At 73.7% G+C, this 18,650-nt stretch carries 16 protein-coding genes; 11 read left to right on the top strand and 5 right to left on the bottom strand.

The genetic code is table 11. From position 1 onward, the window contains the following. Window positions 1-3: 3 nt before the first annotated feature. Window positions 4-645: a maleylpyruvate isomerase family mycothiol-dependent enzyme gene (locus IAG42_RS04315; protein WP_188335680.1), complete on the bottom strand. Its 642-nt coding sequence runs from the start codon at window positions 643-645 to the stop codon at window positions 4-6. Window positions 646-716: 71 nt separating this feature from the next. Here IAG42_RS04315 and IAG42_RS04310 point away from each other — a divergent pair, with 71 nt between their 5' ends. The 3 genes from IAG42_RS04310 (at window position 717) to IAG42_RS04300 (ending at window position 4,743) form a co-directional block, all read left to right on the top strand. Continuing rightward, window positions 717-1,625, top strand: a complete 909-nt coding sequence (locus IAG42_RS04310; protein ID WP_188335679.1) for a LysR family transcriptional regulator — start codon at window positions 717-719, stop codon at window positions 1,623-1,625. Between the two features lie 22 nt (window positions 1,626-1,647). Then, on the top strand, window positions 1,648-3,750 hold the full coding sequence (locus IAG42_RS04305) for a SpoIIE family protein phosphatase (protein WP_188335678.1): 2,103 nt from the start codon (window positions 1,648-1,650) through the stop codon (window positions 3,748-3,750). 129 nt (window positions 3,751-3,879) lie between these two features. Then, complete coding sequence (locus IAG42_RS04300) at window positions 3,880-4,743, top strand: Fpg/Nei family DNA glycosylase (protein ID WP_188335677.1); 864 nt, start codon at window positions 3,880-3,882, stop codon at window positions 4,741-4,743. A gap of 6 nt (window positions 4,744-4,749) precedes the next feature. Here IAG42_RS04300 and IAG42_RS04295 read toward each other — a convergent pair whose 3' ends face one another. Next, window positions 4,750-5,421, bottom strand: coding sequence for a hypothetical protein (locus IAG42_RS04295; protein ID WP_188335676.1), 672 nt, complete (start codon window positions 5,419-5,421; stop codon window positions 4,750-4,752). Between the two features lie 62 nt (window positions 5,422-5,483). Between IAG42_RS04295 and IAG42_RS04290 the strand changes: the two genes are divergently transcribed. From IAG42_RS04290 to IAG42_RS04275, 4 genes are all read left to right on the top strand, one after another. After that, window positions 5,484-6,233, top strand: coding sequence for a LytR/AlgR family response regulator transcription factor (locus tag IAG42_RS04290; RefSeq protein ID WP_188335675.1), 750 nt, complete (start codon window positions 5,484-5,486; stop codon window positions 6,231-6,233). A gap of 68 nt (window positions 6,234-6,301) precedes the next feature. Further along, on the top strand, window positions 6,302-6,646 hold the full coding sequence (locus IAG42_RS04285) for a hypothetical protein (RefSeq protein ID WP_188341177.1): 345 nt from the start codon (window positions 6,302-6,304) through the stop codon (window positions 6,644-6,646). After that, window positions 6,643-8,430 (top strand): sodium/solute symporter, encoded by a 1,788-nt coding sequence (locus IAG42_RS04280; protein ID WP_188335674.1) that lies wholly within the window; start codon window positions 6,643-6,645, stop codon window positions 8,428-8,430. Before IAG42_RS04285 ends, IAG42_RS04280 begins: the two co-directional genes overlap by 4 nt. Next, window positions 8,427-9,623, top strand: coding sequence for a sensor histidine kinase (locus tag IAG42_RS04275; protein WP_188335673.1), 1,197 nt, complete (start codon window positions 8,427-8,429; stop codon window positions 9,621-9,623). Before IAG42_RS04280 ends, IAG42_RS04275 begins: the two co-directional genes overlap by 4 nt. A gap of 14 nt (window positions 9,624-9,637) precedes the next feature. On the opposite strand, the gene IAG42_RS04270 is transcribed toward IAG42_RS04275, so the two are convergent. Together IAG42_RS04270 and IAG42_RS04265 are read right to left on the bottom strand one after the other, a co-directional pair. After that, window positions 9,638-10,162 (bottom strand): hypothetical protein, encoded by a 525-nt coding sequence (locus IAG42_RS04270; RefSeq protein WP_188335672.1) that lies wholly within the window; start codon window positions 10,160-10,162, stop codon window positions 9,638-9,640. Between the two features lie 143 nt (window positions 10,163-10,305). Next, window positions 10,306-10,842, bottom strand: a complete 537-nt coding sequence (locus tag IAG42_RS04265; protein WP_223206353.1) for a sigma-70 family RNA polymerase sigma factor — start codon at window positions 10,840-10,842, stop codon at window positions 10,306-10,308. Window positions 10,843-11,054: 212 nt separating this feature from the next. On the opposite strand from IAG42_RS04265, the gene IAG42_RS04260 reads away from it, so the two are divergent. After that, a complete protein-coding gene (locus tag IAG42_RS04260; RefSeq protein WP_188335670.1) occupies window positions 11,055-12,245 on the top strand; it encodes a CapA family protein in 1,191 nt (396 codons plus the stop codon). On the opposite strand, the gene IAG42_RS04255 is transcribed toward IAG42_RS04260, so the two are convergent. Further along, window positions 12,232-15,213 (bottom strand): glycoside hydrolase domain-containing protein, encoded by a 2,982-nt coding sequence (locus tag IAG42_RS04255; RefSeq protein WP_188335669.1) that lies wholly within the window; start codon window positions 15,211-15,213, stop codon window positions 12,232-12,234. The genes IAG42_RS04260 and IAG42_RS04255 overlap by 14 nt on opposite strands. Window positions 15,214-15,330: 117 nt before the next feature. Here IAG42_RS04255 and IAG42_RS04250 point away from each other — a divergent pair, with 117 nt between their 5' ends. From IAG42_RS04250 to IAG42_RS04240, 3 genes are all read left to right on the top strand, one after another. Continuing rightward, window positions 15,331-16,491 carry an ROK family protein gene (locus IAG42_RS04250; RefSeq protein ID WP_188335668.1) on the top strand — a complete coding sequence of 387 codons (1,161 nt, stop codon included), beginning with the start codon at window positions 15,331-15,333 and terminating at the stop codon, window positions 16,489-16,491. 195 nt (window positions 16,492-16,686) lie between these two features. Continuing rightward, complete coding sequence (locus IAG42_RS04245) at window positions 16,687-17,685, top strand: ABC transporter permease (protein ID WP_223205851.1); 999 nt, start codon at window positions 16,687-16,689, stop codon at window positions 17,683-17,685. Further along, the gene (locus tag IAG42_RS04240; protein ID WP_223205850.1) at window positions 17,682-18,602 is read left to right on the top strand and encodes a carbohydrate ABC transporter permease; all 921 of its coding nucleotides are present in this window, start codon (window positions 17,682-17,684) and stop codon (window positions 18,600-18,602) included. Before IAG42_RS04245 ends, IAG42_RS04240 begins: the two co-directional genes overlap by 4 nt. Window positions 18,603-18,650 lie beyond the last annotated feature (48 nt).

Here is an 18,650-nt window from a genome sequence, read left to right as displayed (position 1 = left end):
GGGTCAGCGGGACGGACCCCGGCCGAACGCGCGCAGCACCAGTTCCTGCGCCGGCGCCTCCAAGGCCCCCGCGGAGCCGGACCCGTCGAGCGTCCAGTCCAGATCCGTGGCCCGCAGAGCGTGATGCTCCAGGCCCGACCGGAAGAACCGCAGAGACCTCCGGTCCACCCCGCCGAGCACGAGACGCAGCCGCTCGGCGGGCACGCGCCGGTCGAGAGCCAGGGCGACGGTGATGTCCAGGCCGTGCACGACGTCGTGCCCGAGCGCCGCGGCGAGCCCGCCCACCGGCGGCGTCCACGGATGCGTCGCGTTCTCGCGCAGCGCCGCCACGAGCGCGTCGGGCGTCATGGCCGCGGCGTCACGCCGGGCGACGCGGTCGGTCATGCGGTGCAGCCGCCCGCCCGAACGCGCCAGCTCGCCGAGCGTGCGCGGCAGCGTGAGGCGGAAGCCCATGGACATATGGGCCGCCACCTCCCGCACCCGCCACCCCGCACACAGACTCGGCGCGTCCCACTGGTCGGCGCTCAACCCGCCCAGCACATCGGCCAGTTCGCGCCGCTCCGCCGCGATCACGGCCCGGAGCCGTGCCTTCGCCGCCCGCGCTTCCCCTGCATCCGGCCCCTCGGTGCGTGTTCTCGTCGCCATGATCCCCAGCGTGCGGCCCGCACGCCCATAAGTCCAAGAGTGGTTCTGTCTGCCACCTAGAATCAACAGTTATGGAACTCAGGCAGCTCCAGTACTTCGTCGCGGTCGTCGAAGAGGGCGGGTTCACCCGGGCCGCCACCCGTCTCCACCTCGCCCAGCCCGGTGTCAGCGCACAGATCCGCCGACTCGAACGCGAACTGGGCCAGCCCCTCCTCGACCGCACAGGCCGCACGGTCCGCCTCACCCCCGTCGGCGCCGCCGTCCTTCCCCAGGCCCGCGCCGCCCTGGCCGCGGCCGCCGCCGTCCGCGAGACCGCCGACGCCCACACCGGTCTCCTGCGCGGGCAGGTCACACTGGGGCTCGTCACCGGAGCCGCAGAGCGGGCCTTCGACATCCCGGGTCTGCTCGCCGACTTCCACGCCGCCCACCCGCACGTCGAGATCGCCCTCACCGAGGACTCCAGCGAGCGCATGCTCACCGCCCTGCGCCAGGGAGACCTCGACCTCGCCGCGGTCGGAGTCGCCGATGCCGACCCGCCGGCCGGACTCACGTACGAGATCCTCGTGGACGATCCGCTCGTCGCCGCCGTGCACCCCGACGATCCCCTCGCCCGCCGGGGCCGGCTTCCGCTCGACGTGCTCGACGGGCGACGCCTGATCAGCCTGCCGCACGGCACCGGCGTGCGGGCCGTGCTGGAACGGGCCTGCGCGGGCGCAGGATTCCGCCCGCACATCGCGTTCGAAGCCGGCGCCCCACTGGTGCTCGCCCGGTTCGCCGCCCGCGGCCTCGGCGTGGCCGTGCTGCCCGAGATCTCTGCCGCGCAGGCCGACGAGATCGGCGTACGCGTGCTGCCGTTCGAGGACCCCGCGCTCCGCGCGCGCGTCGCCCTGACCTGGCGCAGCGCGGGCCCGCCGAGCCCGGCCGCGGCCGCCCTGCTCGACCTGCTCCGGGCCGCCCTCGTCCCGGGTGCGGGGGGCTGATCCTGCGCCTAGCGTGTCCCGTATGGACGCGGGAGCCGGGGTCGGTCACGGGCCTGAGGCGTCCCCGGCCGGGGACAGCCAGGACGATCACGCGCGGGGATTTCTCGAGGCCTATGGGCGCGGGCTGCGGATGGGCAGTTTCGAGTGGGATCTGGAGTCGGGGCTCATGCAGATGGACGCCCAGGCCCGCGACGTGTTCGACCTTCATCCCGACGAGTACGACGACCACCCCGAGACCCTGGCGTCACGGGTCCCGCCCCACGACGCCCAGCGGCTCGACGCCGTCGTGTCCCAGGCCCTCAAGAACGGATCCGAGAACTACGGGGCCTACTTCCGGATCCGCACGCGCGACGGGCTCCTGCGCTGGACCCACACCCGCGGGTACATCCGACGCGACGCCGACGGCCGGCCGCGGCGCATCGTCGGCATCGTGCGCGACGCCACGGAGGAACTCGAGGACGCCACCGTGCAGCACGAGCGCGAGGCCTACTCCGCGGCCCGGCGCCGCGAGACCAGCGTCGTGCAGAGCACCACCGCCGCCCTCGCCCATGCCCGCACCGTGCGCGACGTCATCGAGGTGCTCCGCGAGTCCCACGGCATCGAACGGCTCGGCGCCTCCAACTTCCTGATGGGCCTCGTCCGCGCCGGGCGCATCCACCTCGTCGCCGAGGGCCCCTCCGGCAGCTTCGTGCCCGGCACCCAGGTCACCCGCCTGGACGACCCGTACCCGATGAGCGAGGTCGTGCGCAGCCTCAAGCCCCGCTTCGTCGACTCACCGGAGGACTTCGCCCGCTCCTACCCGCAGTTGTGGCCGCACGTCTCCCACCTCGGCATCCAGTCCGCGGCCTATCTCCCGCTCATCGCCCAGGCCCGCCCGATCGGCGTCGTCGGCCTGCTCTACCACGACCGCAAGGGCTTCGACGAGACCGAGCGCAACGTCCTCATCGCCCTCGGCAGCAGCATCGCCCAGAGCCTCCAGCGGGCCATGCTCTACGAGCAGGAGAAGGACCTCGCCCAGGGCCTCCAGCAGGCCATGCTGCCGCGCTCCATCCCGAACGTGCCCGGCGCCGACCTCGCCGTCCGCTACCGCTCCGCCTCCCTGGGCCGCGACATCGGCGGCGACTGGTACGACGTCATCCCGCTGCCGGGCGGCCGCGTCGGCGCCGTCATCGGTGACGTCCAGGGCCACGACACGCACGCCGCCGCCGTCATGGGCCAGCTCCGCATCGTGCTGCGCGCCTACGCCGCCGAGGGCCACACCCCCGCGACCGTCATGGCCCGCGCCTCCGTCTTCCTCCACGAACTCGACACCGAACGCTTCGCGACCTGCCTGTACGCGGAGGCCGACCTGTCCACCGGCGTCGTCCAGTTCGTCCGCGCCGGACACCTCGACCCGCTGCTGCGGCTCACCGACGGCACCTGCCGCCGGCTGCCCGTCGACGGCGGGCTCCCGCTCGGCCTGTCCGCTATGTTCGGCCGGCTCGAGTATCCGGTCACCACCGTCGACCTCGACCCCGGCCAGACCCTGCTGCTGTGCACCGACGGCCTCGTCGAGGAACCCGGCATCGACCTCGACGACGGCATGCGGACCCTCACCGAACTCGTCCGCTCCGGCCCCGCCGACATCGACCAGCTCGCCGACCGGCTGTGCACCTCCGTCGACGAACGCGGCGGCGAGGACGACGTCGCGCTCCTGCTGCTGCGCCGCCGGGGCGCCGGCACCCCGCAGAGCCGCGGCCGGCTCACCGAACACGTCCCGCCCGGCGACCCCGCCGCGCTCAGGGCCGCCCGCCACATGATCCGCGCCGCCGTCCGCGCCTGGGGCGGCCGCGACCGCGCCGACGAGATCGAGCTGGTCGCCGACGAACTCATCACCAACGCCCTGATGCACACCGACGGCCCCGCCGTCGTCACCCTGCGCGTCCTGACCGGCCCCGACCGAAGACTCCGCGTCGACGTGGAGGACACCTCCAGCGCCCTCCCGCGCCGCCGCGAGGCGGGCGACGACGGCGTCTCGGGACGCGGCCTCCTCCTCGTCGACCGGCTCGCCGACGTGTGGGGCGTGGAGGCGCGCGGCGGCGGCAAGTGCGTCTGGTGCGAGTTCCTGACCCCCGCCCGAGCCTGACCCCCGCCCGAGCCTGATCCCTGCCCGAGCCTGATCCGTGCCCGAGCCTGATCCGCGCCCGAGCCTGACCCCGCCCGCGCCCGAAGCGCCCCTCGGGCCCCGCCCGGCGAACGGTGGCACTCTGGTCCCATGCCGGAACTGCCCGAGGTCGAAGCGCTCAAGGACTTCCTCACCGAGCACCTGGTGGGGCACGACATCATGCGGGTCCTGCCCGTCGCCGTGAGCGTCCTCAAGACGTACGACCCGCCGCCCACCGCCCTCGAAGGCCGCACCGTCACCGGCGTCGCCCGGCACGGCAAGTTCCTCGACCTCGCCACCGACGGCGGCCCGCACCTCGTCACGCATCTCGCCCGCGCCGGCTGGCTCCAGTGGAAGGACCGCCTCCCCGACGGCCCGCCCAAGCCCGGCCGTGGCCCGCTCGCCCTGCGCGTCGCCCTGGAGAACGGTGCCGGATTCGACCTCACCGAGGCCGGCACCACCAAGAAGCTCGCCGTGTACGTCGTCCAGGACCCCGGCGACGTACCGGGCGTCGCCCGCCTCGGCCCCGACCCGCTCGCGGACGCCTTCGACGAGGCCGCGTTCGCGGGACTCCTCGCGGGGGAGCGGCGCCAGATCAAGGGGGCCCTGCGCGACCAGTCCCTCATCGCCGGGATCGGCAACGCGTACAGCGACGAGATCCTCTGGGCGGCCAAGATGTCCCCGTTCAGGCTCGCCTCGACCCTCACCCCGGACGACGTCCACACCCTTTACACCGCGCTGCGCGACACCCTGACCGAAGCTGTCGAGCGCTCGCGCGGCGTCGCCGCCGGACGGCTCAAGGCCGAGAAGAAGAGCGGCCTGCACGTCCACGGCCGCACCGGCGAGACCTGCCCCGTCTGCGGAGACACGATCCGCGAGGTCAGCTTCAGCGACTCCTCGCTCCAGTATTGCCCCACCTGCCAGACCGGCGGCAAACCGCTCGCCGACCGCCGCATGTCCCGCCTCCTCAAATAGCCCCGCTCACCCGGACCCGGCCGGCACGGTGAGCAGCCGAGCCCCGTCCGCGGCCCGCACCTCGAAGCGCGCGATCCGCCCCGGCGACAGCGCCGCCCCGCCGCTCACCCGCGTCCGCTCCCGGCGCACCGCCCAGCTCGCCACCGTCTCCTCGCTGCCGTCCCGCCCCACCGCGACCAGCGCGCACACCCGCGGCCCGCCCCCGTCCCGCACGTCCAGATCCACGGCCGTGCCCCACGCCCGCGCGTCCGCCGTGACCGTCGCCGCGACCCCCGTCCGCGCGTCCCGCCCGCGCAGCGTCACCGCGCCCGGATCCCCGGTCCCACTCCCGCCGGGCAGCACCACCCCGAGGCCGCCCGCGAGCAGCACCAGACCCGCGACGGCCCCCGCCCACCGCACCCGGCGCCGCGCGCCTGCCCGGGCCGCCGCCAGCCGCTCCATGACGCCGCCCAGCGGCACGGGCCGGGGGAACAGCTCCACGCACGGCGGCGTCGCCCGCGCGTACAGCTCCAACAGCCTTGCCATCGAACCCAGTTCCGCCACATAGGCCGCACACACCGCGCACCGCCCGAGATGATCCTCGTAGCGGAACCGGTCCGCGGCCCCGAGGACCCCCAGCGCGTACGCACCGGCGTCACGATGCCGCTCCCGCGGTCCCGTCCAGTCGTTCTCCTCCACGCCCACGGATACGCGGGAGCCGCCCGGCCCGCTCAACACACCGGCCGATTACACTCCGCCGCATGCTGCGCGCACTCGCCGTCGACGACGAGGAACCCGCCCTCGCCGAACTCCTCTACCTCCTGCGCTCCGACCCCCGCATCCGCAGCGCCGAGGGCGCCACCGACGCCACCGAGGCGCTGCGGCGCATCGGCCACGCCCTGGAGGCGGGACCCGGCGGCGACGACGCCGTCGACGTGCTCTTCCTCGACATCCACATGGCGGGACTCACCGGACTCGACGTGGCCCGCCTGCTCGCCGGGTTCGCCCGCCCGCCGCTCGTCGTCTTCGTCACCGCCCACGAGGACTTCGCCGTCCAGGCCTTCGACCTCAAGGCCGTCGACTACGTCCTCAAGCCGGTCCGCCGCGAACGCCTCGCCGAAGCCGTCGGCCGCGTCGCCGAACGCGCCGCCGTCACCGCGCCCCCCGCCACCGTCGCCGACCGCATCCCCGTCGAACTCGGCGGCGTCACCCGGCTCGTCGCGGTCGCCGACATCACCTACGCCGAGGCCCAGGGCGACTACGCCCGCCTGCACACCGCCGACGGCACCAGCCACCTCGTCCGCATACCGCTCTCCACCCTCGAGGAACGCTGGCAGCCGCTCGGCTTCGTCCGTGTCCACCGCAGCCACCTCGTCGCCCTGCACCGCATCGACGAACTCCGGCTCGACGGCGGCGGCATGACCGTGCGCGTCGGCGCCGCCGAGATCGCCGTCAGCCGCCGCCACGCCGGCCGCGTACGGGAGCTGCTGATGCGCCGCGCGGGAGGCTGACCAGCCCCTTCCGCCGCCCGCCCGCACCTGCCTACACTCCGCCCGTGTCCGAACCACGCCGCGAAGTGGTGACCGGCGAGCCGCGTACCGCGCACGGCGCGACCGGTCCGTCCGCCCTGCGCACCCAGGGCGAGATCGACGAACAGACGACGCTCGGCGCCGCCTACGTCCGCTCCCTCATGCGCGGTCAACTGCGTACCGGCACCGTCGCGTTCGCGGCCCTCGCCGTGCCCGTCGCGGTGCTGCCCCTCTTCTTCGGGGCGCTCGGCGACCCGGCCGTCGAATGGCTCGTCCTCGGCGCGGGCTGCTACCCGTTCCTCGTCCTCGTCGCCTGGTGGTATGTGCGCCGCGCCGAACGCAACGAACGCGACTTCGCCGACCTCGTCCGCGGCCGTGACAACGGAGCACCGTGAACGAGGCGTACGCGATACCCGCGGTGGCCGTCGTCGTCCTCGCGACGGTCCTCATCGGCGGCTTCGGCCTGCGCATCTCCCGCACCACGTCCGACTTCTACGTGGCCTCGCGCACCGTCGGCCCCCGGCTCAACGCGGCCGCGATCAGCGGCGAGTACCTCTCGGCGGCCTCGTTCCTCGGCGTCGCCGGGCTCGTCCTCGTGCACGGCCCCGACATGCTCTGGTACCCGGTCGGCTACACCGCGGGCTACCTCGTCCTGCTCGTCTTCGTCGCCGCGCCCCTGCGCCGCTCCGGCGCCTACACGCTGCCGGACTTCGCGGAGGGACGGCTCGAGTCGCGCCGGGTGCGGCGCGTGGTCAGCGTGTTCGTCGTCGGCGCCGGCTGGATGTACCTCGTGCCCCAGCTCCAGGGCGCCGGACTCACCCTCCAGGTCCTCACGGGCTCGCCCCGCTGGGTCGGCGGCTCGCTCGTCACCGCCGTCGTCGTGCTCGCGGTCGCCGCGGGCGGCATGCGCTCCATCACCTTCGTCCAGGCCTTCCAGTACTGGCTGAAACTGACGGCGCTCCTCGTCCCCGCGTTCTTCCTCGTCCTCGCCTGGCGCGGCGCGGCACCCGCGCCGGACCTCGCTGCGACGGACCTCCCGCCCACCGGCGCCGGCGCGGGCCGCCCCCTCGCCACCAGCCGCGCCGACCATCCCCTCTACGCCACGTACGGGCTGATCATCGCCACGTTCCTCGGCACGATGGGACTGCCGCACGTCGTCGTCCGCTTCTACACCAGCCCGAACGGCCGCGCCGCCCGCCGCACCACCGTCGTCGTCCTCGCCCTCATCGGCGTCTTCTACCTGCTGCCCCCGCTCTACGGCTGGCTCGGCCGCCTGTACGCCCCCGAACTGACGGCCACCCAGGACGCCGACGCCACGGTCCTGCTGCTGCCCGGCCGGATGATCGGCGGCGTCACCGGGGACCTGCTCGGGGCGCTCGTGGCGGGCGGGGCGTTCGCCGCGTTCCTGTCGACGGCCTCGGGACTGACGATGGCCGTCGCGGGCGTGATCAACCAGGACGTGCTGCCCACGCGCGGCGTCCGCCACTTCCGCCTCGCGGTCGTCCTGGCCGTCGTGTTCCCGCTCGCGGGCGCGCTGCTGGTCGACGGGGTGCCCGTGGCCGACGCGGTGGGAATGGCCTTCGCCGTCTCCGCGTCCTCCTTCTGCCCGCTGCTCCTGCTCGGCATCTGGTGGCGCCGTCTGACGCCGCCCGGCGCCGTGGCGGGCCTGTTCGCGGGCGGCGGCTCCGCACTCCTCGCGGTGACCCTGACGGTGTCGGGCGCCGCGACGACGGGCTGGCTGCACACCCTTCTGGCGTGGCCCGCGGTCTGGTCGGTCCCGGTCGGCTTCCTGACGATGATCCTGGTCAGCCTGGCCACCCCCGACTCCGTCCCCCCGCACACCACGGAGACGATGACCCGCCTGCACCTACCGGAGGAGCTGAGGGGGACGGGTGCAGGGGCGCCCCGCAAGGAGCGCGGGGATGTGTCCGCCGGCGGCTCCGCCGCGGGGCGCGATGGGTCGACCCCTGGGGTGCACGAAGTGCGCCTTCAGGGGCGCGGGGCTGTGTCTCCTGGCGGCTCCGCCGCGGGGCGCGGTGGGTCGACCCCTGGGGTGCACGAAGTGCGCCTTCAGGGGTGCGGGGAACTGCGCGAGCAACCACGTGCAAGGGAAACGCACCCACCGACCGCCGGTCCCACGGCGAAGGAAGCCACCCCCCGGCAGGAGGACCCCCGGTGACCGGCGGAGCCGTCGCCGCACTGGTGGCGCTGACCCCCGTCCTCCTCGCCCTGGGCTACGTCCTGGGGCGCCGGGCCACCCACAAGACCCGCCACAGCGACATCGGCACACCCGTGGAGCGCGCCACCTTCGACACCCTCCACACCGCCTCCCTGGCCGCCCCGCCCCTGCGCGCGGGCCTCACGGAGGAGACGGCCCGCAAATCAGCCCGCCGCCTGCGCACCCTGCTCGGCACGGACGCCCTCGCCCTCACCAACCGCTCCACCGTCCTCGCCTGGGACGGCGTCGCCGAGCACGCCCACGCCGCCCACGTCATGCCCGAACTGACCGCCGCCCTCGCCGGAGGCGGCCGCTCCGTCGCGTTCGCCTGCGGCTGCGGCTCCGTGGACTGCCCGCTGCGCTGGGCGGTCGCCGCACCCGTCGTCGCGGACGGCCGCGTCCGGGGCGCCGTCGTCGCCTACGCCCCGCGCGAGTCCGCCGTCCTGGCCCGCGCCACCGACGAGGTCGCCCGCTGGGTCTCCGTCCAGCTGGAACTCGCCGAACTGGACCGCTCCCGCACCCGCCTGATCGAGGCCGAGATCAAGGCCCTGCGCGCCCAGATCTCCCCGCACTTCATCTTCAACTCGCTCGCCGCGATCGCCTCGTTCGTCCGTACGGACCCCGAGCGCGCCCGCGAGCTGCTCCTGGAGTTCGCCGACTTCACCCGCTACTCGTTCCGCCGGCACGGCGACTTCACCACGCTCGCCGACGAACTGCACTCCATCGACCAGTACCTGGCCCTGGTCCGGGCCCGGTTCGGCGACCGCCTCTCGGTGACACTGCAGATCGCCCCCGAGGTGCTCCCCGTCACGCTCCCGTTCCTGTGCCTGCAACCCCTGGTCGAGAACGCGGTCAAGCACGGACTGGAGGGCGCGGTCACCCGCAGCCGCATCACGATCGTGGCGACGGACGCGGGCGCCGAGGCCGAGGTCGTCATCGAGGACGACGGCGTCGGCATGGACCCCGGCGCACTCCGCGCGATCCTGCGCGGCGAGGGCGACGCCTCCCACGGGGTCGGACTGTCGAACGTGGACGAACGGCTGCGCCAGGTCTTCGGCGACGACCACGGTCTGGTCATCGAGACGGCCGTCGGCGCGGGCATGAAGATCACGGTCCGCATCCCGAAGTACCGCGCGGGCGTCCACGCACCCTGAACCCCACAGGAAACTCAGAACAGATGGATCGCCAGATGGCCCAGAGGCAACCCGAGCCGCCACGCGGGCGTCCACACCTGCGGCCCGTCCTCCTCGTCCGGCACCGGCACCGCGTCCAGGTCCGGCGCCAGCAGCTCCGTCTCCTCCAGCCAGCGCCACGCCGCCGCGGCGAGCGGCAGGTCCGGCGAGGACTGCCCGGACCGCCGCACCTTCGCCTCCCGTTCGGCGAGCGAGGCCCGCACCCAGGACTGCCAGGGCCGGTCGTAGGCGGTCAGCGAGGACCAGGTCTCCAGCTGCGACACCACACGGATCCCGGACAGCTCGTCGCTGACGTCCGAGAGGTAGATGGTGAGGGCGAGCGCGTCTCTGCCCGCGCGGAACTCGAAGGACGTGGGCGGCATCAGATCGCCGGTGCGCAGCAGCTCGTCCGCGATGTACTCCGCGTACAACCAGGCCATGGGCACGGCGAGTTCACCGCCCGGCCCCTGTGCGCCGCCGCCCTCGGCGCCCGCCGCGCCGTCGTGGCTCCCGTACCGCATGTCCCTGTCCGCCTTCCTCCGGTCCGTGCGTGCGCCGGTCCCGGCCCGCCCCGTCGACTCACCGGGCAGGACAGCGGATTACTCAACCGAGGAAATTCCCCACCGGGCAGGCGCTTTACCGATGCTTGACCCGGCCGCCGGTTTCATCGCAGGTCGGGCGCGTAACCCGGAAGGACCCTGCGCAACGCCCGCAACGCGTAGTACGCACGGGACTTCACGGTACCCGGGGGAATGCCGAGCGCGCGTGCGGCCTCCGCCACACTGGCGCCCTTGAAGTAGACCTCCAGGAGCACGGCCCGGTGCTCGGGGCTGAGCGTGGCCACCGCCTCCCGCACGTCGAGCGCCGCCGCCGACCGCTCCGCGTGGTCCGCGCAGACCCGCGCGTTCTCGAGCACCGCGTCGCCCACCTCGGCGGGCCGGGCGAGCCGGGCCCGGCGGGCGTCGATGGCGAGCCGCCGCCCGACGGTGAACAGCCAGGGCCGCACCGACTCGTGCTCCGAGCGGAGCGCCTCCGGATGCTGCCAGGCCCGTACGTACGTCTCCTGGACGAGGTCCTCCGCCCGCTGCCGGTCGCCGTCGCACAGCCGCAGCAGGAACGCGTAGAGCGGCCTGCCGTGCTGCTGCTGGACCTGCGCGAGGTCCGCCTCCGTCGTCCTGGGTGTCCTGAGCGCCGTCGTCATGCGCGTATGGCAGCGCAGGGGGCCGTCCGCGCCCAGAGCCCCGGCGGCGGTGTGCGCCGGACGGTCGATGCGCTCGACGAGCGGTGCGGCGAACGGGTCGAGCGGGGCCGCGCCCCGGTCCGGCGCCTTGACTCCACCCATTTGTCATATGTGGATATTTACGGCAATCCGCCCGCGTCCCCCGTATCTCACCTGTTCAGGGAGCCCGATCGATGACGTCGAAGACACGGAGCAGCACCCGCGGCAGCACCCGGCGCACGGCGCTGGTCCTCACGGCCGCCGCGCTCGGCCTCGGGGCCGGCTGCGCGGCCCCCGGCGCCGGGCCGGGCGCCGCTCCGCCCCACAAGGCCGCCCCCGCCCCCGCGCCGGCCGTCCGCCCGTTCACGCTCGCCGCGTCCGGTGACGTCCTGCCGCACTCCTCCATCATCGAGAAGGCGCACGAGGACGCGGGCGGAACCGGCTACGACTTCCGCCCCATGCTGGCCGGCATGAAACCCGTGGTCTCCGGCGCGGACGTGGCGATCTGTCACATGGAGACGGTCTACGGCGCCCAGGGCGACTACAGCGGCTACCCCGACTTCAAGTCCCCGCCCGAGGTCGCCGCGGGCCTGAAGGAGACCGGCTACGACTCCTGTTCCGCCGCCTCCAACCACACCCTCGACGACGGCGCCGAAGGCATCGCGCGCACGCTGGACGCCTTCGACAAGGCGGGGGTGAAGCACACGGGCTCCGGCCGCACCGCCGCCGAGGGCCGGGCCCCCGCCTGGCTGAAGGCGGGCGGCGCCCGCATCGCCCAGCTCGCCTACACCTACGACACCAACGACCACCCCATGCCCGAGGGCAAGCCCTGGTCCGTGAACCTGATGGAGCGGCAGCGGATCGTCGAGGACGCCCGCGCAGCCCGTCGCGCCGGGGCCGACGTGGTCGTCGTCTCGCTGCACTGGGGCACCGAGTGGCAGGACGAGCCGGACGAGCGCCAGGTGGGCCTCGGCCGCGAACTGACCGCGTCGGCCACGAACGGCCGCCCCGACATCGACCTGATCCTCGGCACCCACGCCCACGTCCCGCAGGCCTACGAGAAGGTCAACGGCACCTGGATCGTGTACGGGATGGGCGACCAGATCGCGGGTGAGATGTTCAATCACGACGGTGCCCGCGACGCCCGCGGCAACATGAGCTCGGTCGGCCGCTTCACCTTCGCGCCGCCCGCCCGGGACGGGCAGCGCTGGCAGGTGACCAAGGCCGAGTTCGTCCCGCAGTGGTTCGACGTCTCCACGGGCCGCGTCGTCGACCTGGGCCGCGCCATCGACGAGGGCGCCGACCTCGGCGGCATCCGCGACGCCGTCCGCCAGGTCGTCCTCAGCCGCGGCGCGGCCCGGGACGGGCTCGTCATGGCGAAGTGAGCCGGGGCCCCTCGGCCGCGGGGCGCAGCCGCAGCAGCAGGCCCCGTCCGGGCTCGACCCGGACCGGGCCGCCCGCGGGGTACTCCCGCTCCTCCTGGAAGCCCTCGATCCCCGGCGCGGACGCCGCCACCGCCGCGCCCGCGAGCGTCAGCCGGCAGTCCACCGGGTCCTCCGCCCAGGACGCGAGCGCCACCGTCGTCGCCCTTTCGGGGCCGCGCCACACGGTCGCGAGCACCGCGTCGTCGCCGGTGCCCACCGCGGTGTCGCCGGCCCACCAGCCGGTCATCTCGGCGCCGGGCAGGCCCAGCGCGTCGAACGCCCGCCACAGCGGCCGCACATCGGTCATCGGGGCCCGCGCCGTCATCCCGAACACGAGCCCGCGCCACGGATTGCCGCCGCCCTCCAGCATCTCGCCCATCAGCCCGAACGGAATCCCGGAGATCTCCACGAGCCAGTACGCCGGGTCCGTCGCCGCGTAGTCGAACAGCTCGCCGAGCCACAACCGGTCCACGTACGGCAGGAGTTCGGCGTACAGGTTGGCGCTGGAGGCGAAGCCGTCCGGTGCCCGGAACTGGTTGCAGGAGTGCAGGTCCACGACCGGCGGCGGGCCGCCCGCCCGGGTCAGTGCCTTGCGGACCCGCTTCATCGTGGTCCGGTCGTAGGCCACGTCGTCCAGGTACAGTCCGTCGACACCGAGCCGCTCGCGCAGCCGCCGCACCCCCGCCACGTAGAAGTTGTGCCAGCGGGACTCGCCCGTGGTGACCGCCGCGACGTCCCGGACGTCGGAGGCGACCCAGCCGGGCACGTGCGCCTCGCCCAGATGCTCCCGCAGCCAGGCGTGCCCGCCGCCCGGACCCGCCGCGAGGACCTCGTCCCCGAAGGAGGCGAGCACTCGCAACTCGGGCGAGTGCCGCGTCAGTTCACGCACCGTGTCGTACACCTTCACGCGCACCCCGAGCGCGTGCGCCCGGTCGGTGTAGGCGCGCAGCACGTCGGCGGCGAGCAGCGGGTCGTTGATGTACGGGTTCGGGGGAGTGGCGTGGTGCAGGTTGACGACGTTCGCCCCGTACCGCGCGACCTCCTCGGGTGTGGCGTACGCGTGGTAGTAGCGGTCGGTGAGCTGGGTGCGCGGGGTGATCGGTTTGAACGGTGTGAGCAGCAGCCGCAGTTCGAAGCGGCGCCGTTCGCCCGCCCGCAGCCGGACCGGACCGCTGTGCGCGGTGACGGTGCGCACCCCGTCCGCCGTGCGCAGCCGGACGCCGCCGAGACCGTCGTCGCCCGCCCAGGAGCGGGGCGTGACCAGCGGCTTCTCCCGGTAGTAGTTGGTGTTCAGCGGCCGGGTGTAGTGCTCGTCGCGCAGCGAGAGCTGGAGTCCGGCGTGCGCCGAGCCGAGCCACAGGGAGTCCTGGTTGCGGGTGGGGGTGCCCCAGGTCCAGTCGTACGTGTCCGGGCAGTAGCGCCCGGTCAGGCCGAGCCCCATCACGTACCGCGCGAGCGGCTCGCGGACGGGCACGTCGAGCGTCACGTCCGGGAGGTCGAGGTCGGCGCGCGCCTCCACGCCGATCCGCAGGACGAGGAAGCCGTCGGCCTCCAACTCGCCCTCGGTGTCGACCAGGAGCGCGTCCGAGGAGGCCCTGACCTTCCAGGTGACGCGGCCCGGACCGGGCTGCTCCGAGGTCAGCGGGCCGAGGGCGAGCGCATGTCCGAGTTCGAAGCGGACCGGTCCGGCCAGCAGGTCGTGGGGCGGCCCGTCGACGGCGGTGACAGCCGGGGTGAACGTCGACACCAGCCGGTGCGGCAGCCCGTCCGCGCCGAGGTGGACCCGCCGGCCGAGCAGCCCGAGCTCGCGCCCGCCGTCCGGCCCCTGCGCGCAGGTCACCGGGGTGAACGGAGGGACCACGGTGTCGTCGTGCCCCTCCGTGCTGTCCAGCCAGGCCAGCCGGGCGAGGCGCTCCGGCTCACCGGTCCCGCCGTCCACCGCCGCGTGCCCGGTGACCGTGAGCCGGACCGGCAGAACCCGCGGGACCGCGCCGGGGGCGCTCACCTCGACCTCGCCCTCGTACGAGCCCGGCGCCGCGTCCGCCGGGACCTCCGCGAGGAACCACAGCGCGTCGACCCTGCCCGCCGGCACGTCCACCCGCCGCGTGAGCGGACGGCCGCGCGCGTCCGTGCCGCCCAGGCTCGGGCAGCGCACCGGGAACGGCAGCCCCCGCACCCGCGCCGTCAGTCCGTCCAGGTCCGTGCGCGCGTACACGCCGACCTGGAACGCGAAGAACTCCCCGCGGTCCGCAGTGCCCTCGTACGGGGCGCCGGGCACCCCGCGCGCCCAGCGGGCGGGCAGCCGCCCGTACCGGCCCAGAGGGTGCGCGCGGTCCTCGCCGAAGAGCATCAAGTCGGCGTCGGGATCGGCGAGTTCGAGCTTGTGCCGTTCGTCCTCGGTCGCCGCGAAGCCCAGCGGGGCGAAGGAGTCGACGGCGCTCGCCGCCTCGTAGCGGAACGCCTCGGCCCGCGGCAGCCGCCCCCACCCCGCGTCCGGCCCGTCGAGCCCGAGTGCGTGCACCCACACCGGATCGGCGGTGCGCACCGGCTGCCGGTACACGGCCTGGGGATAGTAGGCGCGGCCGGTGTGCGCGTACGGCAGATAGTGCACCGCGTACGTCCCCGGCCCCTCGACCGGCTCGAAGGCGATCCGGCCCCGCTCCGCCGTCACCTCCACCGCCAGCGTGTTGCGCACCCGGCGCCCGGACGGTGCGAGCACCACCACGTCGACCAGATGCGGATCCGGATCCCGGCGCCGCCACGGCAGTTCCACCCCGAGGACCGGTCCTGCCTGTGCGGCGCGGACCAGGACGCGGTGGTTGCCGTAGGCCTCGGTGTCCCAGTCGCCGACGCCGCAGGCCAGCTCGGGATGGCCGTCACCGGCCGGGAGTTCGACGCGTCGTTGCTCAGCCGTGCGGTGCTCACCCATGCGTGGTCCCCCAGGGGCGCTTTTATTAGGTAAGTTGCTCAATCACTCCGGGTCACCCTGGGGAGTCACCGATCATGCTGTCAAGGGGGACACCTTGGATCGGGGGGAGCCGCGCCCATGAGAACCAGTCACGACGACAAGAGCGAGAAGCGCGACAAGCAGGACAAGAGCGGCGATCCGTCGTTGCTGCGCCGGCTGAACGCGGCCGCGGCCCTCCGGGTGCTGCGCGAGCGCGCCGAGATCACCGTGCCCGAACTCGCCGCGCTGATCGGTGTGTCCCGGCCCACCGCCCAGGACCTGACCGCGCAACTGCTGCGCGAGGGACGCCTGGTCGAGCTGGAGCCCGGCGCCGGCGGGGTCGGCAGGCCCGCCCGCCGCTTCCGCTTCCGCGCCGAGGCCGGGCACGTGCTCGGCGTCGACGTCGGCGCCCACAAGGTCCTCGTGCTCGCCACCGACCTGCTCGGCCGCACCGTCGCCTCCCACCGGCTGCCGGTCACCCCCGAACTGAGCGCGGCCCGGCGGCTCGACGCCGTGCGCACTGCCGTCGCCCGCTGTCTCGCCGGACCCGCCGCGGCCGGCCTGCGCCCGCTCGCCACCGGCGTCGGCACCAGCGGCATGGTCGACCCCGCGGGCCGTGTCGTCACCGTCAGCGACTCGCTGCCCGGCTGGAGCGGCGTCGACCTGAGCGCCGCACTCACGGGCCACGCCCCGGGCCGGGTCGTCGTCGGCAACGACATCCAGCTCGCCACCCTCGCCGAGGGCACCGCGGGCGTCGCCGCGGACACCGACGACTTCCTGTACCTGTACGTCGGCAATCGGCTCGGCATCGGCCTGTGGCTGCGCGGCGAACTGCACCGGGGTCACCACGGCGCCGCCGGCGAGATGGTCGCGGGCGACGGCTGGACCGTGCCCTACCAGCGGCTTCTCGACTGGTTCGCCGGGCACGGGGGAGAGGCGCGCCCCACCCGGGAGAACGCGGCCCGCGCCGTCGTGCGCGCCGCCGCGGCCGGTGACGGCGGCGCCGCCTACACCCTGCGGGCCTTCGCGCACGCCCTCGCCGACAGCCTCGCCCGGCACGTCGCCGTGCTCGACCCGCGGGCCGTCGTGCTCGGTGGCGGGATCTCGCGGGCCGGCACGCTGCTGAGCGAGCCGTTCGCCGAGCGGCTCGCCGCGCTCACCCCGTGCCCGCCCGAAGTGCGGACCTCCACGCTGGGTGAGGAGTCCACCGCGATCGGGGCGGCCCGCCTCGCCCTGGACCACGTCGAACGGCCTGTTTGACGGGCTCCCCGCAGAAAAGTCCAAGCCTCACCGACGAAGAGTCCAACTCCCCGGGACCGGCAGGCGGTTGACGTGCCCTCCCGCCGCTTCCATGATGACTCTCCAATTCAGAAAGTTGCCTTCTTTATTGGTGGCCGCCTTCCCGGCGTCTCGGCGCTCCGGGCGGCCGCACCCGTCCCGTCGGTGGGAGTACGCGTGTCTTCCCCAGCAACTGAACGGCGCGTCCGTGCCGCCTCGCCGCCCGCGCCCGCCCCGGCACGGGCCGGGGGGCGCACCCTCAGGAGCCGTCCGCCGCTCGCGCGCCGGCTGCGCGACAACTGGGTGATGCTCGCCCTGATGGCGCCCGGCCTGCTGTTCTTCGTCGTCTTCTTCTACGTCCCGATGCTCGGCAACATCGTCGCCTTCGAGGACTACCAGCCCTTCATCGGCTTCAAGGACAGCGCCCTCGTCGGCCTCGCCAACTTCCAGGAACTCTTCGCCGACCCGGCCTTCTGGGAGTCCGTCCGCAACACCCTCGCCTTCGCCGCCCTCCAGCTCGTCTTCTTCTTCCCTGCCCCGCTGGCCCTCGCCCTGCTGCTCAACAGCCTGGTCTCCAGCCGCGTGAAGAAGTTCGTGCAGAGCGTCGTCTACCTCCCGCACTTCATCTCCTGGGTGCTGGTCGTCGCCCTGTTCCAGCAGGTACTCGGCGGCGCGGGCCTCGTCTCCAACTTCCTGCGCGACCACGGCTTCTCGGCCCTCGACGTGATGACCGACCCGCACGCCTTCCCCCTGCTGATCACCTCCCAGGTCATCTGGAAGGACATCGGCTGGGGCATGATCATCTACCTCGCGGCGCTCGCCAACGTCGACCAGAGCCTGTACGAGTCCGCCGCCGTCGACGGCGCGAACCGCTGGCGCCGCATGTGGCACGTGACCCTGCCCGCCGTCCGCAGCGTCACGATCATGCTGCTCGTGCTGCGGCTCGGCGACGTCCTGTCCGTCGGCTTCGAGCAGTTCCTGCTCCAGCGCGACGCGGTCGGTGCCCGCGCCGCCGAGGTCCTCGACACGTACGTCTACTACCACGGCGTGGTCTACGGCGACTGGGGCGTCGGCGCCGCCGCGGGCCTGGTCAAGGGTGTCGTCGGCGCCCTCATGATCTGGGGCGCCAACAAGCTCGCCCACGCCTTCGGAGAGCAAGGGGTGTACAGCAAGTGACCTTCTCCCTGCCGCTGTTGAAGCCCCGGCCGGAGGACGCCCGCCCCGCCTGGGAGGAGCCGCCGAGCCCGCTCGGCAAGAGCGCCAAGGCCGTCGTCCTCACCGTCATCTGCGCCGTGATGATCCTGCCGTTCCTCACGGTCCTGTCCACGAGCCTCGCCTCCCGCGAGGAGATCACCGCGTCCGGCGGCTTCGTCCTCTTCCCGACGGACCCCACCTTCGAGGCGTACACCACGATCCTGTCCGGCGGCCTCGTCACCCGGGCCGTCCTCGTCAGCATCGGCATCACCGTCGTCGGCACGACGCTGTCGCTCCTGACGACCGTCGGCCTCGCCTACGCCCTGTCCAAGCGCGGCGTCCCCGGCAGCAAGCCGGTCCTGCTCATGGTCCTGTTCACCCTGCTCTTCGCGCCCGGCATGATCCCCATGTACGTCCTGGTCAAGGAGCTGGGGCTGCGCGACTCGTACTGGTCGCTGATCCTGCCCGGCCTGATCAACGCCTTCAACCTCGTCGTCATGCGGGCCTTCTTCATGAACATCCCCGAGGAGCTCTACCAGGCCGCCCGCATCGACGGCGCCGGCGACTGGCGCGTCCTCACCCGCATCGTCATGCCGCTGTCCAAGGGCGTCATCGCCGTCGTCGGCCTCTTCTACGCCGTCACGTACTGGAACGCCTTCTTCAACGCGATGCTCTACCTCGACGACTCCGGCAAGTGGCCCATCCAGGTGGTGCTGCGCAGTTACGTCGTCCAGGGCAAGGCCATCACCTCCGACCAGCTGGGGGTGACCCACATGGCGCCGCCGCAGTCCATCTCCATGGCCGTCGTCATGCTCGCGCTGCTGCCGATCCTGCTGCTCTTCCCCTTCCTGCAGAAGTACTTCAGCAAGGGCGTGCTCACCGGCGCGATCAAGGGCTGAGCCGGCCCGCGATCCAGGGCCCCTCCGGCCCCTGCCCCCGTACCTCCG

It is taken from the genome of Streptomyces xanthii (genome assembly GCF_014621695.1).
GTDB lineage: Bacteria > Actinomycetota > Actinomycetes > Streptomycetales > Streptomycetaceae > Streptomyces > Streptomyces xanthii.
The sequence above is the reverse complement of the archived record's forward strand: the minus strand, read 5'-3'. Positions and strand labels throughout refer to the sequence as shown.

What these genes read in the sequence shown, in the direction of transcription:
- IAG42_RS04315 (WP_188335680.1), bottom strand. Translation starts at nt 645, where the DNA reads ATGGCGACGAGAACACGCACCGAGGGGCCGGATGCAGGGGAAGCGCGG.
- IAG42_RS04310 (WP_188335679.1), top strand. Translation starts at nt 717, where the DNA reads ATGGAACTCAGGCAGCTCCAGTACTTCGTCGCGGTCGTCGAAGAGGGC.
- IAG42_RS04305 (WP_188335678.1), top strand. Translation starts at nt 1,648, where the DNA reads ATGGACGCGGGAGCCGGGGTCGGTCACGGGCCTGAGGCGTCCCCGGCC.
- IAG42_RS04300 (WP_188335677.1), top strand. Translation starts at nt 3,880, where the DNA reads ATGCCGGAACTGCCCGAGGTCGAAGCGCTCAAGGACTTCCTCACCGAG.
- IAG42_RS04290 (WP_188335675.1), top strand. Translation starts at nt 5,484, where the DNA reads ATGCTGCGCGCACTCGCCGTCGACGACGAGGAACCCGCCCTCGCCGAA.
- IAG42_RS04270 (WP_188335672.1), bottom strand. Translation starts at nt 10,162, where the DNA reads ATGCGGTACGGGAGCCACGACGGCGCGGCGGGCGCCGAGGGCGGCGGC.
- IAG42_RS04265 (WP_223206353.1), bottom strand. Translation starts at nt 10,842, where the DNA reads ATGACGACGGCGCTCAGGACACCCAGGACGACGGAGGCGGACCTCGCG.
- IAG42_RS04260 (WP_188335670.1), top strand. Translation starts at nt 11,055, where the DNA reads ATGACGTCGAAGACACGGAGCAGCACCCGCGGCAGCACCCGGCGCACG.
- IAG42_RS04255 (WP_188335669.1), bottom strand. Translation starts at nt 15,213, where the DNA reads ATGGGTGAGCACCGCACGGCTGAGCAACGACGCGTCGAACTCCCGGCC.
- IAG42_RS04250 (WP_188335668.1), top strand. Translation starts at nt 15,331, where the DNA reads ATGAGAACCAGTCACGACGACAAGAGCGAGAAGCGCGACAAGCAGGAC.